We start from the raw sequence: 20,476 nt of genomic DNA, 5'->3' as shown, positions 1-20,476 counted from the left end.
CGGCGTACCGAGCCCCGGTGGTTGGTTGCTCCGACCACCGGGGCTCGGCCCTATCTCAGGTCGGCGTAGACGATGTCGTGGTCGGAGTACTTTGAATTCACGACAGTCACGCCCGGAAGAGCCATGTTTTTCCGTAGAAAGACGTAGTCAAATTTTTTGCGAGGGGGACCCGCGTCTGCGGTCGCCTTGCACTTCGCGTTTGCCTTGGAGCCACAGTTGGGGTCGGCATCCCGGTAGTACACCCACATGGACCGCATTTCCGACGAGTGCGGCTGAGCGTTGAAGTCGCCGAGCACTATGGATCTGGCGAACTGTCTCGCCACCTCAACCAGGGTTCCGACCTGCTCGGCCCGAAGCTCGTTCTGGCCGTGCTCGGAAAGATGGGTGTTGAACACCCGGGTTTTCTTGCCGTTGACAGTGGTCTCCACCCACATGTAACCGCGCGGCTCGGTGCCGCCGCGAGCGTAGAGCTTGTTGCCCTTCGTCGTAATCGGCGCTGCCGAGATGATCGCCTGCCCAAAGGCGTTTCCGCCCCAGAATCCGCAGTTGGCCCGGTCATTCATCACGGTGCCGTAGGCGATGTGGTACCTGAGTTTGTACTTGCTCTTGAGGATCTCGACCGTCTTCCTAACATCCTCTCGGCAGGCTTCCTGTATGCCGAGGACCTGTGGCCGGTACTTGGCGATTTCCTTTGCCTTCTCCGCCGGACCGCCGTCCTTCCCGACGTGGATGTTCCAGGTCATTACCCGATTGGACAGTGGCGCGGTCGACTCGGCGGCCGAGGCGAGCACGGCGGTGCCGGCGATGAGTGCGCCGATGAGGGCGGTGGCCAAGGCGAGTGGCGTCACCTTGGCGGTAAGCAGTTGCCGTCGTACCGATGGCATGGGTGGCTCCCTCACGGTGTCTGGTCAGAGTCGACAAACGAGCGATCTGATCCGGGTCGATCCACCCGAGGAGGACCTCCCGAGCTGACTCATTCCACCTAAACCTCTGCCGGGGGTTAATCGAAGGTTTGAGCCGTACGGGTCTGTCCGGGTCATGACGGAGCGATTCCCGGAGCCGACGGGCCAGTTGTCCCGGACGGGACAGGACGGCGGGGGCAACCCCGGCAGGGTGTGGTAGTGACCTTGCGCAGTCTCGCCCGACAGTCGAGGGATGTGGATCCGAGCGCCTCTACCTAATGACAGTTGTCTCACGACCCCGCTATTGTGGAAGACCGTTCGCGCAGGTCATGGCCCAGGACTCGGTAACTCTGCCTGCCAATTGCTGGCGGAGCCTGGCGATCATGGTCGAGAATCTGGAGGTGCAATGGAACGCAAAGATCCCTTCTCTTCATTCGTGATCAGCTTCGTAGGCAGCGAGGCTTGCGCAACATGTCGCAGGAGGAATTCGGCAAGCGCGCGAACTACTCGGGCTCCACTGTTTCTGCCGTGGAAACCGGAACCCGATTGCTCGACATGCCGTACGCCAGGCGGACCGACGACCTCCTGGATAGCGGTGGACTGTTCGAGTCTCTGCTGAGGTCGGCGCAGGAGGACGGTGAGCCGACCTGGCTCAAGCCCTGGCCGGAGGCCGAGCGCGACGCGAGGCAGCTCCGATTCTTCGAGCCGATACTGATCCCCGGCCTGTTCCAGACCGAGAACTATGCCCGCGCGGTGCTGCGCCTCGATGACACCCTCTCGGAATCCGAGGTGGAGCAGCAGCTGGCCACCCGGATGGGGCGGCAGGAGATCCTTACCCGCGAGCGCCCCCCTCAGATCATCGGCGTCATCGATGAGTCCGCGTTGCGCCTTCGCGAAGCAATCATGGGGGAGCAACTCGCCCACCTGCTGCGCATGGCTGAGCTGCCGTACGTTCATATCCATGTCGTGCCGTTGAGCGCCGGTCTGCACATCGGGCTGTCCGGTCCGCTCATGCTGGCGATGTTGGCGGACGGGGCCTGGGTCGGTTACCTGGACCATCAGATCGATGGATTGCCGGTTGGCGTCGAGGAGCATGTGGCTAGGCTTCTGGCGAGGTGGGAAGGCGTGCGGAGCGCCGCCCTCCCCGAAGGATTGTCGCTCGCCCTGATCAAGGAGATTGAGAGCCAGCACCGACCTCAGTAGGGCTCAGTGGAGGAAGTCGACCAGAAGCAACACGGGAGGCGGGGGCTGCGTCGAGGTGGCCGACAACCTGCCCGGCGTCGTGGCCGTCCGCGACAGCAATGACCCGTCCGGCCCCGCGCTGACCTTCAAGCCGACCGCGTGGCGTGGCTTCGTCAATCAGGCAAAGCAGAACTAGACCCTCATCCGACGCGGAGCAGCCCCCGACCTGCTGGCCGGGGGCTTCTTCGCACCCGAGCTCGGCTGCACGACTCCTATCCGGGCGAGGTCCTGAACCTGACAGTTCTCAAGGAGGTGCAGACATGACCGGAGCATCGAATTGGCGCGATGTCAAAGCCGAGGCGCGGGCGGCTGACCCCGACTGGGACAGCGAGGAGCGCATCCGCCGCCGGACCCAGATGCGAGAAGAAATGCTTGCCTCGATCAGCGGCGCCCAACTTGCCGAGATCCGCAAACAACTCGGCCTCACGCAGACCCAACTCGCTGAAACCGCCGGCCTTTCCCAGGCCCATATCAGCCAGATCGAAAGCGGCACCGCCACCAACCTCGAAACCCTCCGCGCCTATGTCACCGGGCTCGGTGGCCACCTCGACATCGTTGCCCGCATCGGCAACATCCAGCTCAACATCGCCTGATGGCTGCATGCATGATGTTCGGGTGAGCCTGACCGCGACCGGAACCGCCGTACCACCCGCTTCGACCGGCGCTGGGAGTCGCCCGCCGGGCACGGTGCTGCTGGACGCGGTGCTGGAGCGGATCACGTACGCCAATGAGGAGACCGGGTACACGATCGCTCGCGTCGCCACCGACCGCTCCGGCAATGATCTGCTGACCGTGGTCGGGGCGCTGCTCGGGGCGCAGCCGGGGGAGAGCCTGCGGCTGGTCGGGCGGTGGGGCTCGCACCCGAAGTACGGGCGACAGTTCGAGGTGCACTCGTACACGACTGTGCTGCCGGCGACGATCCAGGGGATTGAGCGGTATCTCGGCTCGGGGCTGATCAAGGGGATCGGGCCGAAGATGGCCGCCCGGATCGTGGAGCTGTTCGGGGCGGACACGCTGCGGATCATCGAGGAGGAGCCGGGTCGGCTGGTCGAGGTGCACGGGCTCGGCAAGAAGCGTACGGCGATGATCGGCGCCGCGTGGGAGGAACAGAAGGCGATCAAGGAAGTGATGATCTTCCTCCAGGGTGTCGGAGTTTCCACCTCACTGGCCGTACGGATCTACAAGAAGTACGCCGACAAGTCCGTCGCAGTGGTTCGCGACGAGCCGTACCGGCTGGCCGCCGACGTGTGGGGGATCGGCTTCAAGACCGCCGACACCATCGCCCAGGCCGTCGGCATTCCGCACGACAGCCCGCAACGGGTCCAGGCCGGCATCCAGTACACCCTCTCCGAGGCGGCCGACAGCGGGCACTGCTACCTGCCCGAACCGAACCTGGTCGCCGACGCCACCGAGATCCTCCAGGTCCCGGCCGACCTGGTCCGCACCTGCCTGGACACCCTCGCCGCCGACGAGGGCGTCGTACGCGAACAGGTGCCGAACCCCAGCACCGAGGGCGCGACGATTCCGGCGGTGTACCTGGTGCCGTTCCACCGGGCCGAGACCGCGCTCGCCAACAGCCTGCTCCGGCTGCTGAACCATCGCAGTGACCGGATGCCGGCCTTCGGCGGGGTGGACTGGACGAAGGCGCTCGCCTGGTTGCGTACCCGGACCGGGGCCGACCTGGCCGACGAGCAGGAACGGGCGGTGCGGCTCGCACTCACCGCGAAGGTCGCCGTCCTCACCGGCGGACCCGGCTGCGGCAAGTCCTTCACGGTCAAATCCATCATCGCCCTGGCTGCGGCGAAGCAGGCGAAGATCGTGCTGGCCGCGCCGACCGGCCGGGCCGCGAAGCGGATGACCGAGCTGACCGGGCACCCGGCCGCTACCGTGCACCGGCTGCTGCAACTGCGTCCCGGCGGCGAGCCGACCCACGACCGGGACAACCCGATCGACGCCGACCTGATAGTGGTGGACGAGGCGTCGATGCTCGACCTGATCCTGGCCAACAAGCTGGTCAAGGCGGTCGCGCCCGGCGCACACCTGCTGCTGGTCGGCGACGTGGACCAGTTGCCGTCGGTCGGTGCGGGCGAGGTGCTGCGCGACATCCTCGGCGCCGAGGCCATTCCCCGGGTACGTCTGACGAAGATCTTCCGCCAGGCGCAGGAGTCCGGGGTGGTGGTCAACGCGCACCGGATCAACGCCGGACAGCCGCCCGCGATCGGCGAGTATCCCGACTTCTTCCTCTTCCCGATGGACGAGCCGGAGGACACCGCCAAGCTCGTGGTCGACATCGTCGCGCACCGGATCCCGCGCAAGTTCAGAATGCACCCGCGTGACATCCAGGTGCTCACCCCGATGCACCGGGGCCCGGCCGGCGCCGGGAACCTCAACACGATCCTTCAGGAGGCGCTCGCCCCGCACCGCGAGTCGATGCCGGAGCGGCGGCACGGGGCCAGGGTCTTCCGGGTCGGCGACAAGGTCATCCAGGTCCGCAACAACTACGACAAGGGCAAGGCCGGGGTCTTCAACGGCACGGTCGGCGTGATCACCGCGCTCAGCGGCGAGGACCGCCAGCTCACCGTCCGCACCGACGAGGACGAGGACCTGGCGTACGACTTTGACGAGCTGGACGAGCTGCAACACGCGTACGCCATCACCGTGCACCGGTCGCAGGGCAGCGAGTATCCGGCGGTGGTGATTCCGGTGACCATGAGTTCGTACACGATGTTGCAGCGCAACCTGCTCTACACCGCGGTCACCCGGGCCCGGAAACTCGTCGTGCTCGCCGGCTCCCGCAAGGCGATCGCGATCGCGGTCCGCACCGCCGGGACCGGTCGCCGGCACACCGCCCTGACCCATCGACTGACCTCGCCGTAACCGTCGGCCTCGATGATCCGGCTATCACGCACGAATGTGGCCGACCACTGAGCGGTGATCGGCCACATCGAGAACATGTCGGACGGCGGCTACTTCTTCACGCAGGCTTTCAGATCCTTGGCCACCCAACTGTCGTCCTTCGTGCCGACGTAGATTTTCACGGTGGCGGTCGCCCCGAGGCAGAATGCGAACGTGCTCACCTTTCCCCGCGAATCCGTCACGCTCTGTGGCACGGAGCCGGCCTTGCCGTCCTTCCAGGATACCGGTCGGCCGCTGTTGTACTGGGTGTAGGTCTTGCCCTTGCCGTACGAACTGGTCCGGCTCGCGGTCTTCACGGAACCACATTTGGCCGTCGCGCCAACACTGATCGCCCATGGGAATCCGGCCGAGATACTCGGCTCGACCGCACAGTTGTGGTCGTACCACCGCTGGTTGACGCTGGCCTTGGTTGCCGTTGCGGGCTTGGCGCCGGCACCGCACTTGTCCAGTATGGAGGCCCGGACGGTCGGGTTCTCGATTTTGCGGTTCACGTAGTCGGTGATGCGACCGGCCCACTCGTTTCGGACCTTGGTCTGGAAGGTCACGCTGCCCCACAGGGTGACCCGGACGCAGCGCTTCAGCGGCTGCGAGTAGAACTCCTTCACTATCGTGTAGCTCCGCGTGTAGGTGGTGGCCGCGCTCGCCATCGTCGCACCGGCGGCAACCGCCGAACCGATCATGACCAGCGCAAGCGCGAGGGGTGCGAATTTACTCTTCAGTACGGATCTCATCAGCCCGCTCCAGTTCGGAATGTAATAGGTGCCGACGAGCCTGGTTTCGTAGCCGCGTCGGTCATTTCAGTCAATGGCGGCGCCCACCGAAAAGCCAGGCGGGATCCCGTACGGGACAGTCCCGACCTGCCCATCCACCCGTTCCGGACAACCGGGACCGGTACGGGGCAGCGTCTTCGTGGTCGGAACTTTCCCGTACAGCTCCATTCCTGACAGGACATCCCGCGCCACGGTGAACTGGTCTCCATACGCGGGCCGAGCCGGACTCTTCCGCACATTCGCCAGCTCGACGGACCCTGGAGGCCGACCACATGAAACGAATCCGAAAACTGTTGCCGCTGCTGTTCGCGACAACCCTGATCGGCGCGGCGATCGCGCTCACCACCGGTCTGGCAAGTGCGGCTCCGAACTGCACCGGAAACGGCAACCAGAAGGCGCTGTGCCATGCCCGGGAGCAGGTGGGCAAGAAGTGCAGTTGGGACGCGAAGCAGACGAAGGCTCTGGCCTGTGCCCGGATCGGCTACGAGGCGTACCGGAAAGCGGGTTTGAAGGGCAACTACCTGCCCGCGTCCGGCAGCTACAACAAGGCGGTCAAACTGGGTTGGACGGTGCCGGTCAAGGACCGTAAGGCCGGGGACCTGCTCTACTTCAACTCGTCGGGACAGGGCGTCGACCGGGTCGGAATCTATGCCGGAAAAGACCGGGTGATCATTGCCACCGGTTCTCCGTCCTCGAAGAAGTCCGAAACCGTCAAGCTCACCGAGCTGACCCCCGCCCGGATCAAGCAACTGACGAAGCTGGCGGTACGCCCCGTCGTCGCCGGTCCGAAAGTCGAACAGGTTCGGGTGAACAACCCCATGGCGGAACAGGACGGCACCGATTCGTGCCCCGAACCCGACGGCGGCGCCCCCGACGAGGAGACGCCCGACGGCGGTGCCCCGGACGAGGAGACGCCCGAGGGAGACGTCGGCACGCCGGAGGGCGAAACGCCCGCCCCCGAGGGGGAGGGAACCGAGGGCGACACCCCCGAGGGGGACGGGACCGAGGGTGACGGGACCGAGCCGGTCGAGGACGACGTCGAGACACCGGGTGGGGACGACACCACGACGACCTCCGGCGACGGCACCACGACCACTACCACCACCACGACGACCACGGGCGACGGAACCACCACGACGACCACCACGACGACCGGTGGCGACACCAGCGGTGGACCCGAGAGCGACGCCGACACCACCGGGACGGAGCCCGCCCCCGACGCCGACAGTCCCGAGGGCGACGCGGACACCGACAGCCCGGATACCGCCCCCGAGACCGACGCCGACGCGGACACCGACAACCCGGACGGCGACGCCCCGGAGACCGACGCCGAGACCGACAGCCCGGACAGTGGCGCCCCGGACACCGACAGCCCCGAGGGCGACGAGCAGGGCGACGGGGAGGGTGACGGGGAGGGTGACGCGGCTTGCGGTGGCACCGAGGACGAGCCGACCACCGACGGTGAGCCGACCACCGAGCCGACCGATGACTGCGTCGACACCGACGTAGTCGACCACAAGATCGTGAGCATCGACCCGTCCGGCGCGCTGGACGACAAGCCCGGCGTGGTGGAACCGGCCACCGCCGGGGACAACGGCACCGGCACGAACCCGGAGGAGGCACCGTGCGACCGACCCTGATCCGCAACCCGTGGCCGGGAGTCCAGTCCCTTGCCAAGCTGATGTTCGCCCTGGTCCTGATCGGCGGGGCCCTGTTCGGGGTGAGCAGCCTGGCCAGTGCCGCGAGCAAGTCGTGCACCAGCGGGAGTCCGGGCGAGCGGGCGGTCTGCCGGGCCGAGCAGCAGATCGGCGACCGGTACGTCTGGGGCGCCGAGGGCCCGAGCAGCTTCGACTGTTCCGGTCTCGTCTACTACGCGTACAAGGGGACCGGGGCGAGCCTGGCGCGTACCACCGCCGAGGTGCAGTCACACAAGGGGAAGACCGTCTCGGTCAAGAACCTCCAGAAGGGCGACCTGCTCTACTTCGACTGGAACAACGACGGCAACGTCGACCACGTGGGCATCTACGCCGGCAAGGGCAAGATGGTCCACGCCTCGTCCGGGTCGGGCAAGGTCAAGAAGGTGACGCTGAGCGCGTACTACAAGAACCACCTGGACACGGCCAAGCGGCTGACGCCGACCAAGCCGCCGAAGGCCGACCCGAAGAAGTCGTCATCGGGTGAATCGCCGAAGCCGAAGGCGAAGTCGCAGCCCACACCCACTCCGACCCCGGTAGCCGTCGAAATCAACAACGTGTATCCGTGACCGACGACGACCCGTTCGTCGGGCGTACGCGGAAGGGGCGGTCCGCTCGCGCGGACCGCCCCCTCGTGTTGTCGCCTGTCGCGTTACCTCAGATGCGCACGCCGGTGGTGGCGTGGAAGGTGTGGTTCTTGCCGGTACGCGGCTTCACGTAGACGGTGTCACCCATGTTCGGCATCGTGCGCCGGTCGGTACGCACCACGAAGCGCTCCGAGGTGCCGTTGATCGTGGCGGTGCCGTAGATGTTGGCGTCCGAGCCGAGGTCCTCGACCAGCTCGACCGTCACCGGCAGGCCGCCCTCGCTCGGGCTGACCAGGTCGCAGTCCTCGGGGCGGAAGCCCACGGTGACGTTGCCGTTGCCGCCGTCGGCCTTGGCCGCCTCGATCTGCTCACGGGTGAGCGGAACGATCAGCTCGGCGAAGTTCGCGCCGGTCTCGGTCAGCGGAACGGTCTTGATGTTCATCGCCGGGGAGCCCATGAAGCCGGCCACGAAGACGTTCGACGGGGTGTCGTAGAGCGCCCGCGGGGTGTCGACCTGCTGGAGCACGCCGTCGAGCATGACCGCCACCCGGTGACCCATGGTCATCGCCTCGACCTGGTCGTGGGTGACGTAGACGGTGGTGATGCCGAGCTTGGCCTGCAACGACGCGATCTGCGTACGGGTCTGCACCCGGAGCTTGGCGTCGAGGTTCGACAGCGGCTCGTCCATGAGGAAGACCTGCGGCTCGCGGACGATCGCCCGGCCCATCGCCACCCGCTGGCGCTGGCCACCGGAGAGCGCCTTCGGCTTGCGGCCGAGGTAGTCGTCGAGCTGGAGCAGCGCCGCCGCCTCCTTGACCCGCCGGTCGATCTCCGCCTTCGAGGTCTTGCGGAGCTTCAACGCGAACGCCATGTTCTCGTAGACCGTCATGTGCGGGTAGAGCGCGTAGTTCTGGAACACCATCGCGATGTCCCGTGCCTTCGGCGGCAGGTGGGTGACGTCGCGGCTGTCGATGAAGATCGAGCCGTCGTCGACGTCCTCCAGGCCGGCGAGCATCCGCAGGCTGGTGGACTTGCCGCAGCCGGAGGGGCCGACCAGGACGAGGAACTCCCCGTCGCCGATCTCCAGGTCGAGGTGGTCGACTGCGGGGCGTTCGGTGCCCGCGTAGATGCGGGTTGCCTTGGAATAGGTGACCGTAGCCATGGTGAAGCGCTTCCTTTCACCGGCAGGAACGTGCCGGACGATCCGAGTGAAGGAGCCACCGGAGCGGGGGGCCGCTCCGGTCCGGGCGACGCGCCGGAGCCATTGGGGTGGTCGGCGTGTCGTCCGTGTCACGCCACCGTAATCCGCCCGGCCCGACCTGCCAAGGTCAGAGGCGTACGGAGACGCGTGGGCGACTCACATTTCGGGCATCAGGGCACGGCAGGACATCAATGGGTATGGCGAATGTGCCGAACTTGGCGTCCGGGACCGTGGCGACGATGGGATCGGCACCACACTGGCTATGCTGACCCCGGAACACTGCCCCTGTAGCTCAGCTGGCCAGAGCACTCGCCTTGTAAGCGAGATGTCGCCGGTTCGATCCCGGCCGGGGGCTCAGATTGCCCATCACCTGCATAAATGTCGGTAAGCCTCCCGGGGGAGGCGAACCGCAGAATGCTCAACGACCACTCGCTTAGCGACTTGTTGACGGATGTCGATCAAAGGTCAACAACCTCCGGGCGAGCGGGGGGTACAGAGCCGGCCGCCTCGGGCGTACCGTTGGGTACACGATGTACCCAATCGATGAGGTGCGAGATGGCCGAGCCGACACAGCCCAAAGCCGAGCCGACACAGCCCACACCGGGACAGCGAGTGGAACGTCTCCGGCGAGCGACGGGGCTCTCCCGTGAACGCCTTGCCGGACTGGCCAGCCTCTCGCCCACCACCGTCAAGTTCATCGAGAACGGCAAGCGGAGCCTGACCCTCCGCGCCGCTCAGCAACTCGCCCCGCACCTCGGCGTCAGAGACCTCGGCGACCTCTTCGGGCCGGCGGTCACCCTGTCTCTCGACGGTCGCCCCAGCCACCCGGCCGTCGAGGACGTGCGCCGAGCGCTGACCGCCTGGCACATCACCGTGAGCGGTGAGCCGGCCACCACCAACTACCTGCGCGGCGCAACCGACGCCGGATGGCGAACCTGGCACACGTCCCGTCACCAGCGCACGGAGGTTGGGACGCTGCTGCCCGGCCTGCTCGACGCCACCCAACGGGCGGCACGGCTCCACGAGGGGTCCGAACGACGGGCCGCCCTGGCTCTGCTCGCCCAGTCGTACCACCTCGCACAGGCGTACCTGGCGTGGCACGGCGACCGGGAGCTGGTGTACCTGACCGTCGATCGGGGCATGGCGGCCGCCCTCGACGCTGACGACCCGCTGGCCCTGGCCCACGCCATCTGGTACGCGGCGCACCTGCTCCGGTCCACGGGTCGCGGTGACGAGGCGATCGAGCGCCTGCGGGATGCGCGGGACCTGATCGAACCCCGAGTCGCGGACGGGCCGGTCGAGTACGCCGAGATGCTGGCTGACCTGTACCTGTGTTCCGCGTTGACGCGAGCGCGGACTGGCGACCAGGGCGCGTGGGCCGACTGGGAGTCCGCCCGAGACGTCGTGCACCGGGCGCTGCCGGCGGACTACGTGGGCCTCCGGACCAGGGTGTCCCGACCGCTGGTTGAGGTGTACGCGGTGATGTGTGCCGTGGACCTCGGCAACCCGGACGAGGCTCAGCGGCGGTCGCACGCGTTGGACCCGGCCACCATCCCGTCGACGGAGCGCCGGGGTCGCCACTACGTCGAGTTGGCCCGCAGTGCCGATCTCGAAGGCGCGTCCGAAGCGAGCCTGCACCTGCTGAGCAAAGCGGACGCGACCTCACCCGAAACGGTTCGGTACTCGCCGGCGGCCCGGGATCTGCTGACCAGGTTGGCGACGGAGGCGCCTGCCTCGGTGCGCGCGGACGCAGTCGAGCTGGCTGAACGAGCGGGCGTCTACCTGTAGGGGTACATCCGTAACCGGGTACACCACGTACCCCTGGCTACCAACGCCGATACCTACCGTGACTGCACAGGCGCGGTGAAGTGTCGCACCGAGAGGGCCCTTCTGTACCTCGTAGCCGTTCACCTCGCCGCGCCTGCCCGTTCGCGCCCTGCTGGTGCCACCGTGCCGGCTGGGCGTAGGGGGCGCGGGACGTGGCCGAGCTGGCCCGCATCGGTCACGTCCCGCGCTCCACCTGACTCGGAGGTGAGCAGTGGCGATCAAGGCGGCGTCCCGGACCGTTGACGGGCATCTCGGTGAGCGCCGGTGCCCGCAGTGCCGCCCGGACGGGTGCGAACAGTTGGCCTGGGCGCTCCGGCGGCGGGCCGGCGGCAAGGCGACCGTGGTGGTGCCGATCCTGCTGGCCGCCGTGACCCCGTGACCGACCCCGAGCCGGAGCCAAATCGGTCCCTGACGAAGGTCACGGTCAACCTGAACCCGCGCGCGATGAACGCCCTGAACTCCGCGTGCGCGCGGACCAGGGACACCAAGACGGACACGATCAACCGGGCGCTCATCGTCCACAACTTCGTGCTGGAACTGACGGCGAGCGGAGGCGGGAGTCTGACCGTGGTGCAGCCGGACGGTGGCACCGAACGGGTACACCTGCTGTAGCGGTTCGAGGCCGTCCAGGGCTGATCGGCCGGTTCCGGACGCTCGTACGACATCGCCTGTGGGTCGGTACGCCGAAACGGTCGGTAGCCTTTGGGGATGCATGACCTGCCGAAGGCCGAATTCGCCCTGGAGCGGATCTGACGTGACCTACCACTACCTCACCTCGCCCACGCTGGCCCGGGTGCCGGGTCTGCTTGACTTCGTCTCGGCCCGGACGGGCCAGCCGAGTCCGGGCACCAGTCACCGGCTCACCTCGTACTTCGTGGACAACAATGGCGACGACGGCTTCCTGCGGCACACGAACGTGGTCGCGCGGGCCCAGGACGGCCTGCCCGTACGACTGGTCCGGGAGGCGGACTACCTGACCGCGAGCGTACGGATTCCGATCTTCTCCGCCGCCTTCGTCTCGGCGCTCGGTGCGGAGCTGGCCGGGGATCTGGAGTTCCACCGCTGCCTGGTGCGCTGCCAGGACGAGGAGTACGACGACTACTCGGTGGCGCGGGTGAAGACCGTGCTGCCACTGATCGACGAGGCCCGGTCCCGGCAGCGGGCACCGGCCGGCGGCGGGACGCCGATCCTGACCGAGCCGTTCTTCCGTGAGGAGTACGCCGACGAGTTCCTGATCGCCCGTGACGCCCGTTTCCGGACCATGGTGTGCAGTCCGCGCCTGGTGGAGATGATCCGGTCGCACCGGCTGCGGGTCCGGTTCACCGCCACCAACTGACCGTTGCGGTCAGCGGACGAAGCCGTTGACCGCGAAGTCGTCCCGGTGTCGCCAGGTCGCCGGGGTGCGCACGTGCTGCGCGCGTACCCATTTGGCGACCTGGCGGCCGAACTCGGCCTCCGGGAGGGGCGCGGCCGTGCGCACGACGAAGCCCTCCGAGTAGTCGGCGTCGCGCTGCCGCGACCAGGCCGCGCGGGCCGTCGCCAGGTCGGTGCCGCGATAGAGCACGGGCACCAGCGGCAGGTCCAGCAGCGCCGCCCACTCGGCGGTCTCGTCCCAGCCGCGCAGCGTGTGCGTGCCGTCCCAGACGGCGAAAACCAGGAAAACACCGGGCAGATCGGTGTACGCGACGCTGCGCCGAGCCCACATCGACTCGCCGCAGACCCGCCAGCCGTCCGGGATCTCGTGCGCCACCCGCGCCCAGAGCGCCTTTGCCGGGCGGTCCCAGGCGTGCGTGCCCGAGTCGACCGAGCGGGCGTACATCAGGTCGCGGGTGAAGGTGACGTTGCCGCCGTCCATCTTCTCGGTCACCACGAGTTCGCCGGTCAGCCCGTCGAGATCGGTGACCATCCGATCGTCGCCGGTCGCACCCGGCGAGTCGGGCAGGTGATGGGTACGCGGATACTTGCGCACCGCCCCCGGTCCCGGCCCCTCCCGCATCGGCAGATCGTGGCATGACAACGGACTGCCGGGCACCTGCTTTGTGGTCTCAACCAGGGCCGCTACCGGCTGTCGGAATCGGTCGATACCACTGAGACCGCCCATTCGATGCTCACTAGGATCCTGGCGTGATCATCATGAGACGGTCCATCGCGGTCCTCTTAGGACTACTGGCCGCCCTTACACCCCTTGGCATTCCACCGGCCTCGGCCGAAGAACCCACCTCCGAACCGCCCAAAGTGGAGCTTGTGCTCGACGTGAGCGGGTCGATGCGGGCCAACGACATCGGCGGCCGCACCCGGATCGCCGTCGCGCAGGAGGCGTTCCACGAGGTGGTGGATGCCCTCCCGGACGAGACCGAACTCGGCATCCGGGTGCTCGGCGCCACCTATCCCGGCGACGACAAGAAGATCGGCTGCCAGGACACCCAGCAGATCGTGCCGGTCGGCCCGGTCAACCGGGAACAGGCCAAGGCCGCGATCGCCGGGCTGCGCCCCACCGGATTCACCCCGGTCGGGCTCGCGCTGCGCGGCGCCGCCCGGGATCTCGGCACCGGCGGGACGACCCGCCGGATCGTGCTCATCACCGACGGTGAGGACACCTGCGCACCGCCCGACCCGTGCGAGGTCGCCCGGGAACTCGCCGCCCAGGGCACCCACCTGGTGGTCGACACACTCGGCCTGGCCCCGGACGAAAAGGTACGCAAGCAGCTCGTCTGCATCGCCGCCGCGACCGGCGGAACGTACACCTCGGCGAACAGCGTCGAGCAGCTCAGTAGCCGGATCAAACAACTGGTCGACCGGGCGAAGGACACCTACACCCAGACCCCGGCGCAGGTCACCGGCGCCGGCGCGTGCGGTGACGCGCCGATCCTGAGCCCCGGTGTCTACACCGACCGGGAGAAGTTCTCCGAACACCGCTACTACCGGGTGCCGGTTCGGGCCGACCAGGAACTGCGCGCCTCGGTGAGCGTCGCCCTGGACCGCCCGCTCAACCGTGACTACGGCGTACTGCTGCGGGCCACCGCCGCCGACGGCCGGGAACTGGTCCGGGGCACCGACGCCGGCAGCGGTCGTACGGATGTGCTCTCCACCGGTCTGCGCTGGTCGGCGTCGGAACCGGACGAGGAGCCCAGCGAGGAACCGACCGAGGGTGCCGGCACGGTCGCCGAGACACCCACCGTCTGCCTGGTGGTCAGCAACTCCTTCTCGGCCCAGAACGCCGCAGCCCAGGTGCCCGGCATGCCGGTCGAGCTGACCATCGACGTGGTCGACTTCTCGCCCGCGCCGAACAGTCCGGGCCTCGGCCGGGGCTGGGTGCTGCTGGCGTTGCTGACCATCGCCGGTCTGCTCACCGGCCTGATCGCCGGCTGGCTGACCCGCTGGTGGGTCGCCACCTGGAGGGAGAACTGATGCCCCCGACCGAGACGACGACGATGGCGCGGCTCGGCGTGACGGCGGTCGCCGTGGCCGTCGGCATCCTGCTCCCGGCCGGCGTGGCGTCGGCCGCTCCGGCCTCGCCGCTGCCGACGCCCTCACCGGGCGCGGTGACGGTGACCAAGGCCGGCACCTCGTTCCTCACCGCCACCGGGATCACCGCCGGCCAGCCGGTCAACGTCGCCGGGTCGACCGGCGACTACCTCTACTGGTCCTTCGCCGCCTCGGCCGGGCAGACCAGCGACGTAGCGGTCAACGTGACCCTGCCCCCGGCGGCGGACCGGCACGGCCCGTCCACCTGGACCGTCGACGTCTTCGACGGGCTGCGCCGCCGGCAGGCGTGCACCGCCGGCGCCCAGGCCCCGACGGCCGCCGCCACCGACACGACGGTGGCGCTCAACTGCATCCTGCGCCAGGTACGGGCGTGGGCCGAGCCGTGGTCCGGGGACCCGCTGCCCGGCACCTACTACGTGCGGCTGTCCACCACCGAGCTGCCCGAGCAGGACCTCGGCCTGCCGATCCAGGTGGAGTTGCTGGTCGGCGCGGTGGACGACGACAACATCGTGCCGGAGGACGGTGACCTGAAGACGCCGCTCGTACCGGCGGTCGAGCCCGGTGCGATCCTGCCGGCCGGCGGTACCGCCGCCACGCCGGATGCGAGTGCCAGCCCCGATCCCGCCGCCCAGGCGGCGAACGAGGACGAGGGCTTCTTTTTCGGTTGGTTCGACGGTTGGTTCGACGGCTTCTCGTCCCGGTGGATCTGGACCGCCGCCGGTGGCGTACTGGCGGCGGTCGCCGGGGTGGTCGGGTTCGCCCTCACCCGCCGCCCCCGCCGCGTCGTCGTGCGCTGACCCGTAGGTCACGACTCCTTCAGGTCACGGCTCCTTGTGGAACAGGCCGCCACCGCCGTACTTGCGGTGGGCGGCCTGTTTCGAGACGCCGAGCGCCTCGGCCACCTGGGCCCAGGAGGCACCGGCCACCCGGGCCCGGCGGACGAGCACCGCCTCCATCCGCTCGACGCCGCGGCGCAACTCGGCCGCCGCCCGCAGACTCCCCAGCGGGTCGGGGCCGGTGCTGAGTTCGAGCAGCTCCCGGAGTGGTTCGTCCGACACGCCGTCAATATACGCTGACGGAAAGTGCTCTGTCGGCCTCGACAGCTGCAGCCGTCAGAGGCGTACCAGCGCCGCCCAGTTCGGGGCCGTCGGCTCGTACCGCAGCGGCATGCCCGCCTCGGCCGGCGTACGGTCGCCCTTGCGCTGGTTGCAGCCGTAACACGCCGCGACCGTGTTCTTCCAGGTGTTCCGTCCACCCCGGGAGCGGGGCAGGACGTGGTCGATGGTGGTCGCCCGGCCCTCGCAGTACGCACACCGCTGCGCGTCCCGCAGGTGCACTCCCGAACGGGACCAGGCCGGCCCGGAGCTGAACCGCCAACGGGTCACCACGTACCGGACCAGCCGGACGACCCGGGGCATCGGGAAGATGCCGATCCGCTGGTCCGGCTCGGCCTCGTGAATTTCGGCGACCCGGCGGCAGAGCATCCGGATCGCGTGCTGAACACTGACTCTGTGCAGTGGGCCGAGGTCGGCGTTGATGACGAGCACCGCGTCCACCGGGTCCTCCTCTCGATTCGATGATTCGTCCGGTACGACCGGCGATCCGCCGCCCGTCTGACATGTCCGGCGCCGGCCACCAATCGACCGACGACTACTCCGGTGACTGGGGCGACCGATACGAACAGCCTCGTCTGCCGGGGTAGGGCGGAAAACGTGACGCGCTAAACGGTAATTGCGTCCCATCGTCACCGCCAACGGATTTGATCAGTAGTCGTCCGGAGCGCGAATTCACCCGACCGGAAGTCACGGGCGGGTTCGTCCGACCGGGAGTCACGGGCGGGTTCGTCCGACCGGAAGTCACGGGCGGGCTAGCAGCCCGCGTGGGCGTACGGACCAGATCGGTTCGGGGGCGGTGCCGTACCGGCGGAGGATCTGGTTCGCGGCCAGGATCCCGGTGACCGCGGCCCGTTCCATCAACGCGCTCGGCGGATCGGCCCGGATCCCGTCGCCGGCCAGGAACAGCCCGTCGGCGTCGGTGACCACCGTCGGCCGGGTGCCATGACCTCCCGGCCGGAACGACGGCGCCTGCCGTTCCACCCGGGCACGGAGTTCCACCACCGGCAACCCGGCCACCTCCGGCCAGAGTCCGGCCAGCTCGGCGCGCATCCGCTCGGCCAGCTCGGTCGCGGGCGGGTCGGGCGCGCAGGCGTACGCGTGCAGTTCGACCACCGACCCGCCGGTCTGCCCGGCCCACCGGCGGGCCCCGGCCTCCAACCGGTGGTAGAGCGTCACCGAGTCGAGCGTCGGCTGCCGGGACACCCCGCTGAACACGGCCCGGTCCGGGGCGACGTCCCCGGCCAGCCAGTACCGCGCCACCGCGTACGGCGGACCGGGTTCGAACGCGGCGACCCGACCCGCCAGCCGGGGCGCCTCGGCGGCCAGCTCCGGCGCGGCGGCGAGCAGCGTACGCAGGGCCGGCGGGTCGACCGCGAGCACCAGGAACTCGGCCCGGTGGTGGGTGGCGTCCGCCCCGGACACCCGCCAGCCGCCGCCGTCGTCGCGCCCGATCCGGGTCACCGGCGCGTCGACCAGCACCCGGCCGCCGCGTTGGCGCAGGTACGCGGCGAGCGGGCGCCAGATGGCCGAGTCGTAGTCCAGGTCCGGCGCGTCGAAGCCCAGCCCCTCCGGGTTGCCGAGCAGGTAGAAGTGGAAGTTCGCCACCAGTTCGGCCGCCGACATGTCGTCCTCGTGGTTGAAGAACGAGTGCGCGAAGACCTCGAAGAGCATGGCCCGCGCCCGGTCCGGCAGGCGCAGCGAGTCGAGCAGTTCCTTCGCCGTGGTCCGGTCCAGGTCGGCGTAACTGCGTTCCGGGTGGTACGCCAGTAGCGGCAGCGCCGCGTTCCCGTCCATGGTCCGCAGGTCGCGCAGGCGCAGGCTCGGGCTGCGGGCGATCAGGGCGAGCAGGTTCATCGGCGGTGCGGTGGGCAGCCGGGCGAACTCCTCGGTCGGCCAGTCCGCGGACAGCACCGGATATCCGGCCACCGGTCGCAGGAAACCGAGCCCGGCGTCGATCCGGCGCAGAATCGACCGCCAGTTGTAGTACTGCCGGAAGAACGCGTGGAAGCCGTGGTCGACGGACTGGGCGGTGCCGTCGGCGAGCCGGTCGGGCCAGGCGGCCAGCCGTCCGCCGAGCGTCGGCCGGGCCTCCAACACGGTCACCCGTACGCCGCGTTCGGCGAGTACGACCGCGGCCGACATGCCGGCGATCCCACCGCCGACCACCAGCGCGTCGACCCCTTCGGGTACGCGTGCGGTGCCTCCCGCGCCGCCGTCGGGATCGATCCGGACCGGGCGTACGCCGAGCAGCCGGCCCACCCCTCGCGCCACCCCCATGGAGGTCCCCTTCCTAACCGGGTTCCGGCGTGGCGGGCCGACAGGCGGGTGGACGGTCCGACGGCGGCCAGACGTACGGGAGGTCGGGCGGGAGGTCACCGAAGATCGGGCGGTAGTGGTCGGGGTCCTTGCGCAGCAGCGACACCCGGTGGCTCAGGTGCAGGTCCTCCCGACCCAGCCACGGCGGCACCTCACCCGCGGCGGTCAACTCGGGCTGGTCGCGTACGCGCTCGATGCCGCAGGCTGCGGTCAGGTCCACCATCAGGGTGCCGGCGACGGTGTCGGCCCGGCCGGTGGCGCACCACACGTCGCAGACGTCCAGCCCGTACCGGACCAGCGCTTCCTCGTACCCGGCCCACATCTTGACCGCCGGATGGTGCCGCCAGCCGTACCGGGGTCGGGTCAGCGCGCGGAGCACCTGGAGCGCCTCGACCCGCTGCTTGCCCAGCCGCAGCGGATCCAGCGACCGGGCACTGGCGCCGAAGTCCGGGTACGGCAGGAACGTCTGCATCCCACTCCACCGCCCCGCCCGGTGCCCGCCTGCCCGCCGGCCGAACGCGCCCACCCCGACCACGGCTCGGCGGGCAGCGCCGGGTGATCGTGCTGGCTACGATCCGGGCATGGCGGACCCGTGGCGTTATCGGGCCCGGCGCGCGGTCGAGACCCGGCTGCGCGACGGGCTGCGGACCAACGAAAGCCGTCCGCACTATGTCGTCTGCGGCCAGGACGCCCTGGCCGTTCATCTGGTCAACGCGCTGCTGGCCGAGTCGGTACGGGTAACCGTGATCGTTCCGCCGCGTCGTCGGGCGGACGGCCCGGACATCCGGACGATCCGGGGCGTACGGGTGATCCCAGCCGTGCGGCTCGACGAGGAGACCTTCCGGACGGCCGGCCTGTCCGGGGCGCACGGCCTCGCCCTGATGGACCAGGACGACGTCGGGAACATCCACGCGGCGCTCTGCGCGCAGGAGGTCGAACCCGGACTGCGGCTGGTCCTGCGGATGTTCAACACCGGGCTCGGCAACAGCGTACGGCCGCTCTTCGCCGACTGCGCGGTGCTCTCCGACGCCTCGATGGCCGCGCCCACGTTCGTCGCGGCGGCGCTGGGCGCGGTGACGCCGACCCACTTCCGGTATCGGGGACGGACCCTGGTCGTGGCGCGGCGTGCCGACGTACGCCCGGAGCACGTGGTGACCGGCCTGGCCGACACCAGCGACCCCCGACACGTACGGATTCTGCCGTCGGACGAGGCGCAGGCCGACCTGGTGCTGGCCGAGGCGACCGGCCAACCGCCCGGTACGGAGGTGGCCGCGCGTCGGATCAAGCGGGCCCGCCGTCGCGAGCGGCGCCCGAGCGCGCTGCTGTGGCAGGCGGTGACCTCGTTCGCCACCCGCAAGATCGGCATTGCCACCCTCGCCGTGCTCGGGGTGATCGTGCTCTTCGGCTTCCTGCTCGCCCGCGCCGAGCACCTCAGCCTTGCCGAGGCGCTCTACGTCGCGCTGGTCACGACGATCAGCGGCGCCGACCCGGACCCCGGCAAGGCGGCGTCGGCGCAGGTCATGCAGGTGGTGCTGAACCTCGCCGGGCTGGCCCTGATCCCGCTGATCACCGCCGCCGTGGTGGACGGCATGGTCAACGCCCGGTTGGCGCTCGACCACGGCCGGCTGCGTCGCCCCCGCAAGGGCCATGTGGTGGTGGTCGGGCTCGGCAACGTCGGGACCAGGGTGATGTGGCAGTTGCACGACCTCGGCATCGAGGTGGTCGCCGTCGACAAGGACCCGCAGGCGCGCGGCGCGACGGTCGCCCGCCGGTTGAACATCCCGCTGATCATCGGCGACGGCGCCCGGGAGGAGACCCTGGAGGCCGCGTCGGTGGCCACCTGCCAGGCCCTGGTGGTGGTCTCCACGGACGACGTCACCAACCTTCAGGCGGCGCTGAACGCGCGGGCGGCCAAGTCCGACCTGCGGGTGGTGCTGCGCCTCTACGACGGGGACCTGGCCGACCGGATCCAGAGGGCATTCAACATCAACATCTCCCGCAGCGTGTCCTATCTGGCCGCGCCGTCGTTCGCCGCCGCCCTACTCAACCGCGAGATGATCGCGACCATCCCGATCAACCGGCACGCGCTGCTGGTGGCCGAGGTCCCGATCGCCGCCGAGGCATCGCTGATCGGTCGCGAACTGGCCGAGGTCGACCGGGCCATCGGCGTACGGGTGATCGGGTTGACCCCGGCCGGGCAGGCGAACCTGCTCTGGTCCCCCGCGCGGGAACAGCGGCTGCGGGCCGGGGACCGGCTTCTCGTGGTGGTGCGTCGGGCGGCGCTGAGCGCGTTGCTGAAGCAGGCGAGCCCACCGCAGCCCGAACCGGAGCCACCGGCACTGCCGACCCAGCCGGGCTTCCCGGCCGGGAGCCCCGGCTGACGCTTCTGGTCCAACTAAAGCATCATCGGCCTGATCTGT

21 protein-coding genes and 1 tRNA gene are annotated in these 20,476 nt (G+C 69.2%); 14 read left to right on the top strand and 8 right to left on the bottom strand.

The window, feature by feature from the left end; all coding sequences use genetic code 11:
* Positions 1-50: 50 nt before the first annotated feature.
* Positions 51-884, bottom strand: coding sequence for an endonuclease/exonuclease/phosphatase family protein (locus OG792_RS31505; RefSeq protein WP_329105056.1), 834 nt, complete (start codon positions 882-884; stop codon positions 51-53).
* A gap of 450 nt (positions 885-1,334) precedes the next feature.
* Between OG792_RS31505 and OG792_RS31500 the strand changes: the two genes are divergently transcribed.
* The 4 genes from OG792_RS31500 to recD2 all read left to right on the top strand — a co-directional run bounded on the left by OG792_RS31500 (position 1,335) and on the right by recD2 (position 5,021).
* On the top strand, positions 1,335-2,105 hold the full coding sequence (locus OG792_RS31500; RefSeq protein ID WP_442932522.1) for a helix-turn-helix domain-containing protein: 771 nt from the start codon (positions 1,335-1,337) through the stop codon (positions 2,103-2,105).
* Positions 2,080-2,280 (top strand): DUF397 domain-containing protein, encoded by a 201-nt coding sequence (locus OG792_RS31495; RefSeq protein ID WP_329105054.1) that lies wholly within the window; start codon positions 2,080-2,082, stop codon positions 2,278-2,280. Before OG792_RS31500 ends, OG792_RS31495 begins: the two co-directional genes overlap by 26 nt.
* Before the next feature lie 124 nt (positions 2,281-2,404).
* Positions 2,405-2,737 carry a helix-turn-helix domain-containing protein gene (locus OG792_RS31490; RefSeq protein ID WP_329105053.1) on the top strand — a complete coding sequence of 111 codons (333 nt, stop codon included), beginning with the start codon at positions 2,405-2,407 and terminating at the stop codon, positions 2,735-2,737.
* A 94-nt stretch (positions 2,738-2,831) separates the two neighbouring features.
* The gene (recD2, locus tag OG792_RS31485; RefSeq protein ID WP_329111555.1) at positions 2,832-5,021 is read left to right on the top strand and encodes an SF1B family DNA helicase RecD2; all 2,190 of its coding nucleotides are present in this window, start codon (positions 2,832-2,834) and stop codon (positions 5,019-5,021) included.
* Between the two features lie 89 nt (positions 5,022-5,110).
* On the opposite strand, the gene OG792_RS31480 is transcribed toward recD2, so the two are convergent.
* Entirely contained in the window at positions 5,111-5,791 is a 681-nt protein-coding gene (locus tag OG792_RS31480; RefSeq protein ID WP_329105051.1) for a hypothetical protein, read from the bottom strand.
* A gap of 311 nt (positions 5,792-6,102) precedes the next feature.
* Between OG792_RS31480 and OG792_RS31475 the strand changes: the two genes are divergently transcribed.
* Complete coding sequence (locus tag OG792_RS31475) at positions 6,103-7,470, top strand: NlpC/P60 family protein (RefSeq protein WP_329105049.1); 1,368 nt, start codon at positions 6,103-6,105, stop codon at positions 7,468-7,470.
* A complete protein-coding gene (locus OG792_RS31470; RefSeq protein ID WP_329105047.1) occupies positions 7,455-8,093 on the top strand; it encodes a C40 family peptidase in 639 nt (212 codons plus the stop codon). The genes OG792_RS31475 and OG792_RS31470 overlap by 16 nt, the downstream gene beginning before the upstream one ends.
* Positions 8,094-8,181: 88 nt before the next feature.
* Here the strand turns inward: OG792_RS31470 and OG792_RS31465 are convergent, their stop codons facing one another.
* A complete protein-coding gene (locus OG792_RS31465) occupies positions 8,182-9,273 on the bottom strand; it encodes an ABC transporter ATP-binding protein (RefSeq protein WP_329105045.1) in 1,092 nt (363 codons plus the stop codon).
* A gap of 320 nt (positions 9,274-9,593) precedes the next feature.
* On the opposite strand from OG792_RS31465, the gene OG792_RS31460 reads away from it, so the two are divergent.
* The 5 genes from OG792_RS31460 to OG792_RS31440 all read left to right on the top strand — a co-directional run bounded on the left by OG792_RS31460 (position 9,594) and on the right by OG792_RS31440 (position 12,475).
* Positions 9,594-9,667 (top strand) — tRNA-Thr (locus tag OG792_RS31460).
* A 200-nt stretch (positions 9,668-9,867) separates the two neighbouring features.
* Positions 9,868-11,100, top strand: a complete 1,233-nt coding sequence (locus OG792_RS31455) for a helix-turn-helix domain-containing protein (RefSeq protein WP_329105043.1) — start codon at positions 9,868-9,870, stop codon at positions 11,098-11,100.
* Between the two features lie 250 nt (positions 11,101-11,350).
* The gene (locus tag OG792_RS31450) at positions 11,351-11,518 is read left to right on the top strand and encodes a hypothetical protein (protein ID WP_329105041.1); all 168 of its coding nucleotides are present in this window, start codon (positions 11,351-11,353) and stop codon (positions 11,516-11,518) included.
* Complete coding sequence (locus OG792_RS31445; protein WP_329105039.1) at positions 11,515-11,751, top strand: hypothetical protein; 237 nt, start codon at positions 11,515-11,517, stop codon at positions 11,749-11,751. The genes OG792_RS31450 and OG792_RS31445 overlap by 4 nt, the downstream gene beginning before the upstream one ends.
* A 142-nt stretch (positions 11,752-11,893) precedes the next feature.
* Positions 11,894-12,475, top strand: a complete 582-nt coding sequence (locus OG792_RS31440) for a hypothetical protein (RefSeq protein ID WP_329105037.1) — start codon at positions 11,894-11,896, stop codon at positions 12,473-12,475.
* 9 nt (positions 12,476-12,484) lie between these two features.
* Here OG792_RS31440 and OG792_RS31435 read toward each other — a convergent pair whose 3' ends face one another.
* Positions 12,485-13,135, bottom strand: a complete 651-nt coding sequence (locus OG792_RS31435; RefSeq protein ID WP_329105035.1) for an RNA ligase family protein — start codon at positions 13,133-13,135, stop codon at positions 12,485-12,487.
* A gap of 128 nt (positions 13,136-13,263) precedes the next feature.
* Between OG792_RS31435 and OG792_RS31430 the strand changes: the two genes are divergently transcribed.
* Both OG792_RS31430 and OG792_RS31425 read left to right on the top strand, forming a co-directional pair.
* Positions 13,264-14,547: a VWA domain-containing protein gene (locus OG792_RS31430; RefSeq protein ID WP_329105033.1), complete on the top strand. Its 1,284-nt coding sequence runs from the start codon at positions 13,264-13,266 to the stop codon at positions 14,545-14,547.
* Positions 14,547-15,422 carry a peptidase gene (locus OG792_RS31425; protein WP_329105031.1) on the top strand — a complete coding sequence of 292 codons (876 nt, stop codon included), beginning with the start codon at positions 14,547-14,549 and terminating at the stop codon, positions 15,420-15,422. The genes OG792_RS31430 and OG792_RS31425 overlap by 1 nt, the downstream gene beginning before the upstream one ends.
* 24 nt (positions 15,423-15,446) lie before the next feature.
* Here OG792_RS31425 and OG792_RS31420 read toward each other — a convergent pair whose 3' ends face one another.
* The 4 genes from OG792_RS31420 to OG792_RS31405 form a co-directional block, all read right to left on the bottom strand.
* On the bottom strand, positions 15,447-15,683 hold the full coding sequence (locus OG792_RS31420; RefSeq protein WP_442932332.1) for an RNA polymerase subunit sigma-70: 237 nt from the start codon (positions 15,681-15,683) through the stop codon (positions 15,447-15,449).
* A gap of 54 nt (positions 15,684-15,737) precedes the next feature.
* On the bottom strand, positions 15,738-16,181 hold the full coding sequence (locus OG792_RS31415) for an HNH endonuclease (protein ID WP_329105029.1): 444 nt from the start codon (positions 16,179-16,181) through the stop codon (positions 15,738-15,740).
* 300 nt (positions 16,182-16,481) lie between these two features.
* Positions 16,482-18,017: an FAD-dependent oxidoreductase gene (locus OG792_RS31410; protein WP_329105027.1), complete on the bottom strand. Its 1,536-nt coding sequence runs from the start codon at positions 18,015-18,017 to the stop codon at positions 16,482-16,484.
* A 13-nt stretch (positions 18,018-18,030) separates the two neighbouring features.
* Complete coding sequence (locus OG792_RS31405) at positions 18,031-18,528, bottom strand: MSMEG_6728 family protein (RefSeq protein WP_329105025.1); 498 nt, start codon at positions 18,526-18,528, stop codon at positions 18,031-18,033.
* 109 nt (positions 18,529-18,637) lie between these two features.
* Here OG792_RS31405 and OG792_RS31400 point away from each other — a divergent pair, with 109 nt between their 5' ends.
* A complete protein-coding gene (locus OG792_RS31400; protein WP_329105023.1) occupies positions 18,638-20,437 on the top strand; it encodes an NAD-binding protein in 1,800 nt (599 codons plus the stop codon).
* Positions 20,438-20,476 lie beyond the last annotated feature (39 nt).

It is taken from the genome of Micromonospora sp. NBC_01699, from assembly GCF_036250065.1.
GTDB lineage: Bacteria > Actinomycetota > Actinomycetes > Mycobacteriales > Micromonosporaceae > Micromonospora_G.
Note: the sequence above shows the minus strand (reverse complement) of the source record. Positions and strands in the feature narration are given on the sequence as shown.

Coding starts and splice junctions, on each gene's coding strand:
- OG792_RS31505 (WP_329105056.1), bottom strand. CDS start 884: ATGCCATCGGTACGACGGCAACTGCTTACCGCCAAGGTGACGCCACTC.
- OG792_RS31490 (WP_329105053.1), top strand. CDS start 2,405: ATGACCGGAGCATCGAATTGGCGCGATGTCAAAGCCGAGGCGCGGGCG.
- OG792_RS31480 (WP_329105051.1), bottom strand. CDS start 5,791: ATGAGATCCGTACTGAAGAGTAAATTCGCACCCCTCGCGCTTGCGCTG.
- OG792_RS31475 (WP_329105049.1), top strand. CDS start 6,103: ATGAAACGAATCCGAAAACTGTTGCCGCTGCTGTTCGCGACAACCCTG.
- OG792_RS31465 (WP_329105045.1), bottom strand. CDS start 9,273: ATGGCTACGGTCACCTATTCCAAGGCAACCCGCATCTACGCGGGCACC.
- OG792_RS31455 (WP_329105043.1), top strand. CDS start 9,868: ATGGCCGAGCCGACACAGCCCAAAGCCGAGCCGACACAGCCCACACCG.
- OG792_RS31435 (WP_329105035.1), bottom strand. CDS start 13,135: ATGCGGGAGGGGCCGGGACCGGGGGCGGTGCGCAAGTATCCGCGTACC.
- OG792_RS31425 (WP_329105031.1), top strand. CDS start 14,547: ATGCCCCCGACCGAGACGACGACGATGGCGCGGCTCGGCGTGACGGCG.
- OG792_RS31410 (WP_329105027.1), bottom strand. CDS start 18,017: ATGGGGGTGGCGCGAGGGGTGGGCCGGCTGCTCGGCGTACGCCCGGTC.
- OG792_RS31405 (WP_329105025.1), bottom strand. CDS start 18,528: ATGCAGACGTTCCTGCCGTACCCGGACTTCGGCGCCAGTGCCCGGTCG.
- OG792_RS31400 (WP_329105023.1), top strand. CDS start 18,638: ATGGCGGACCCGTGGCGTTATCGGGCCCGGCGCGCGGTCGAGACCCGG.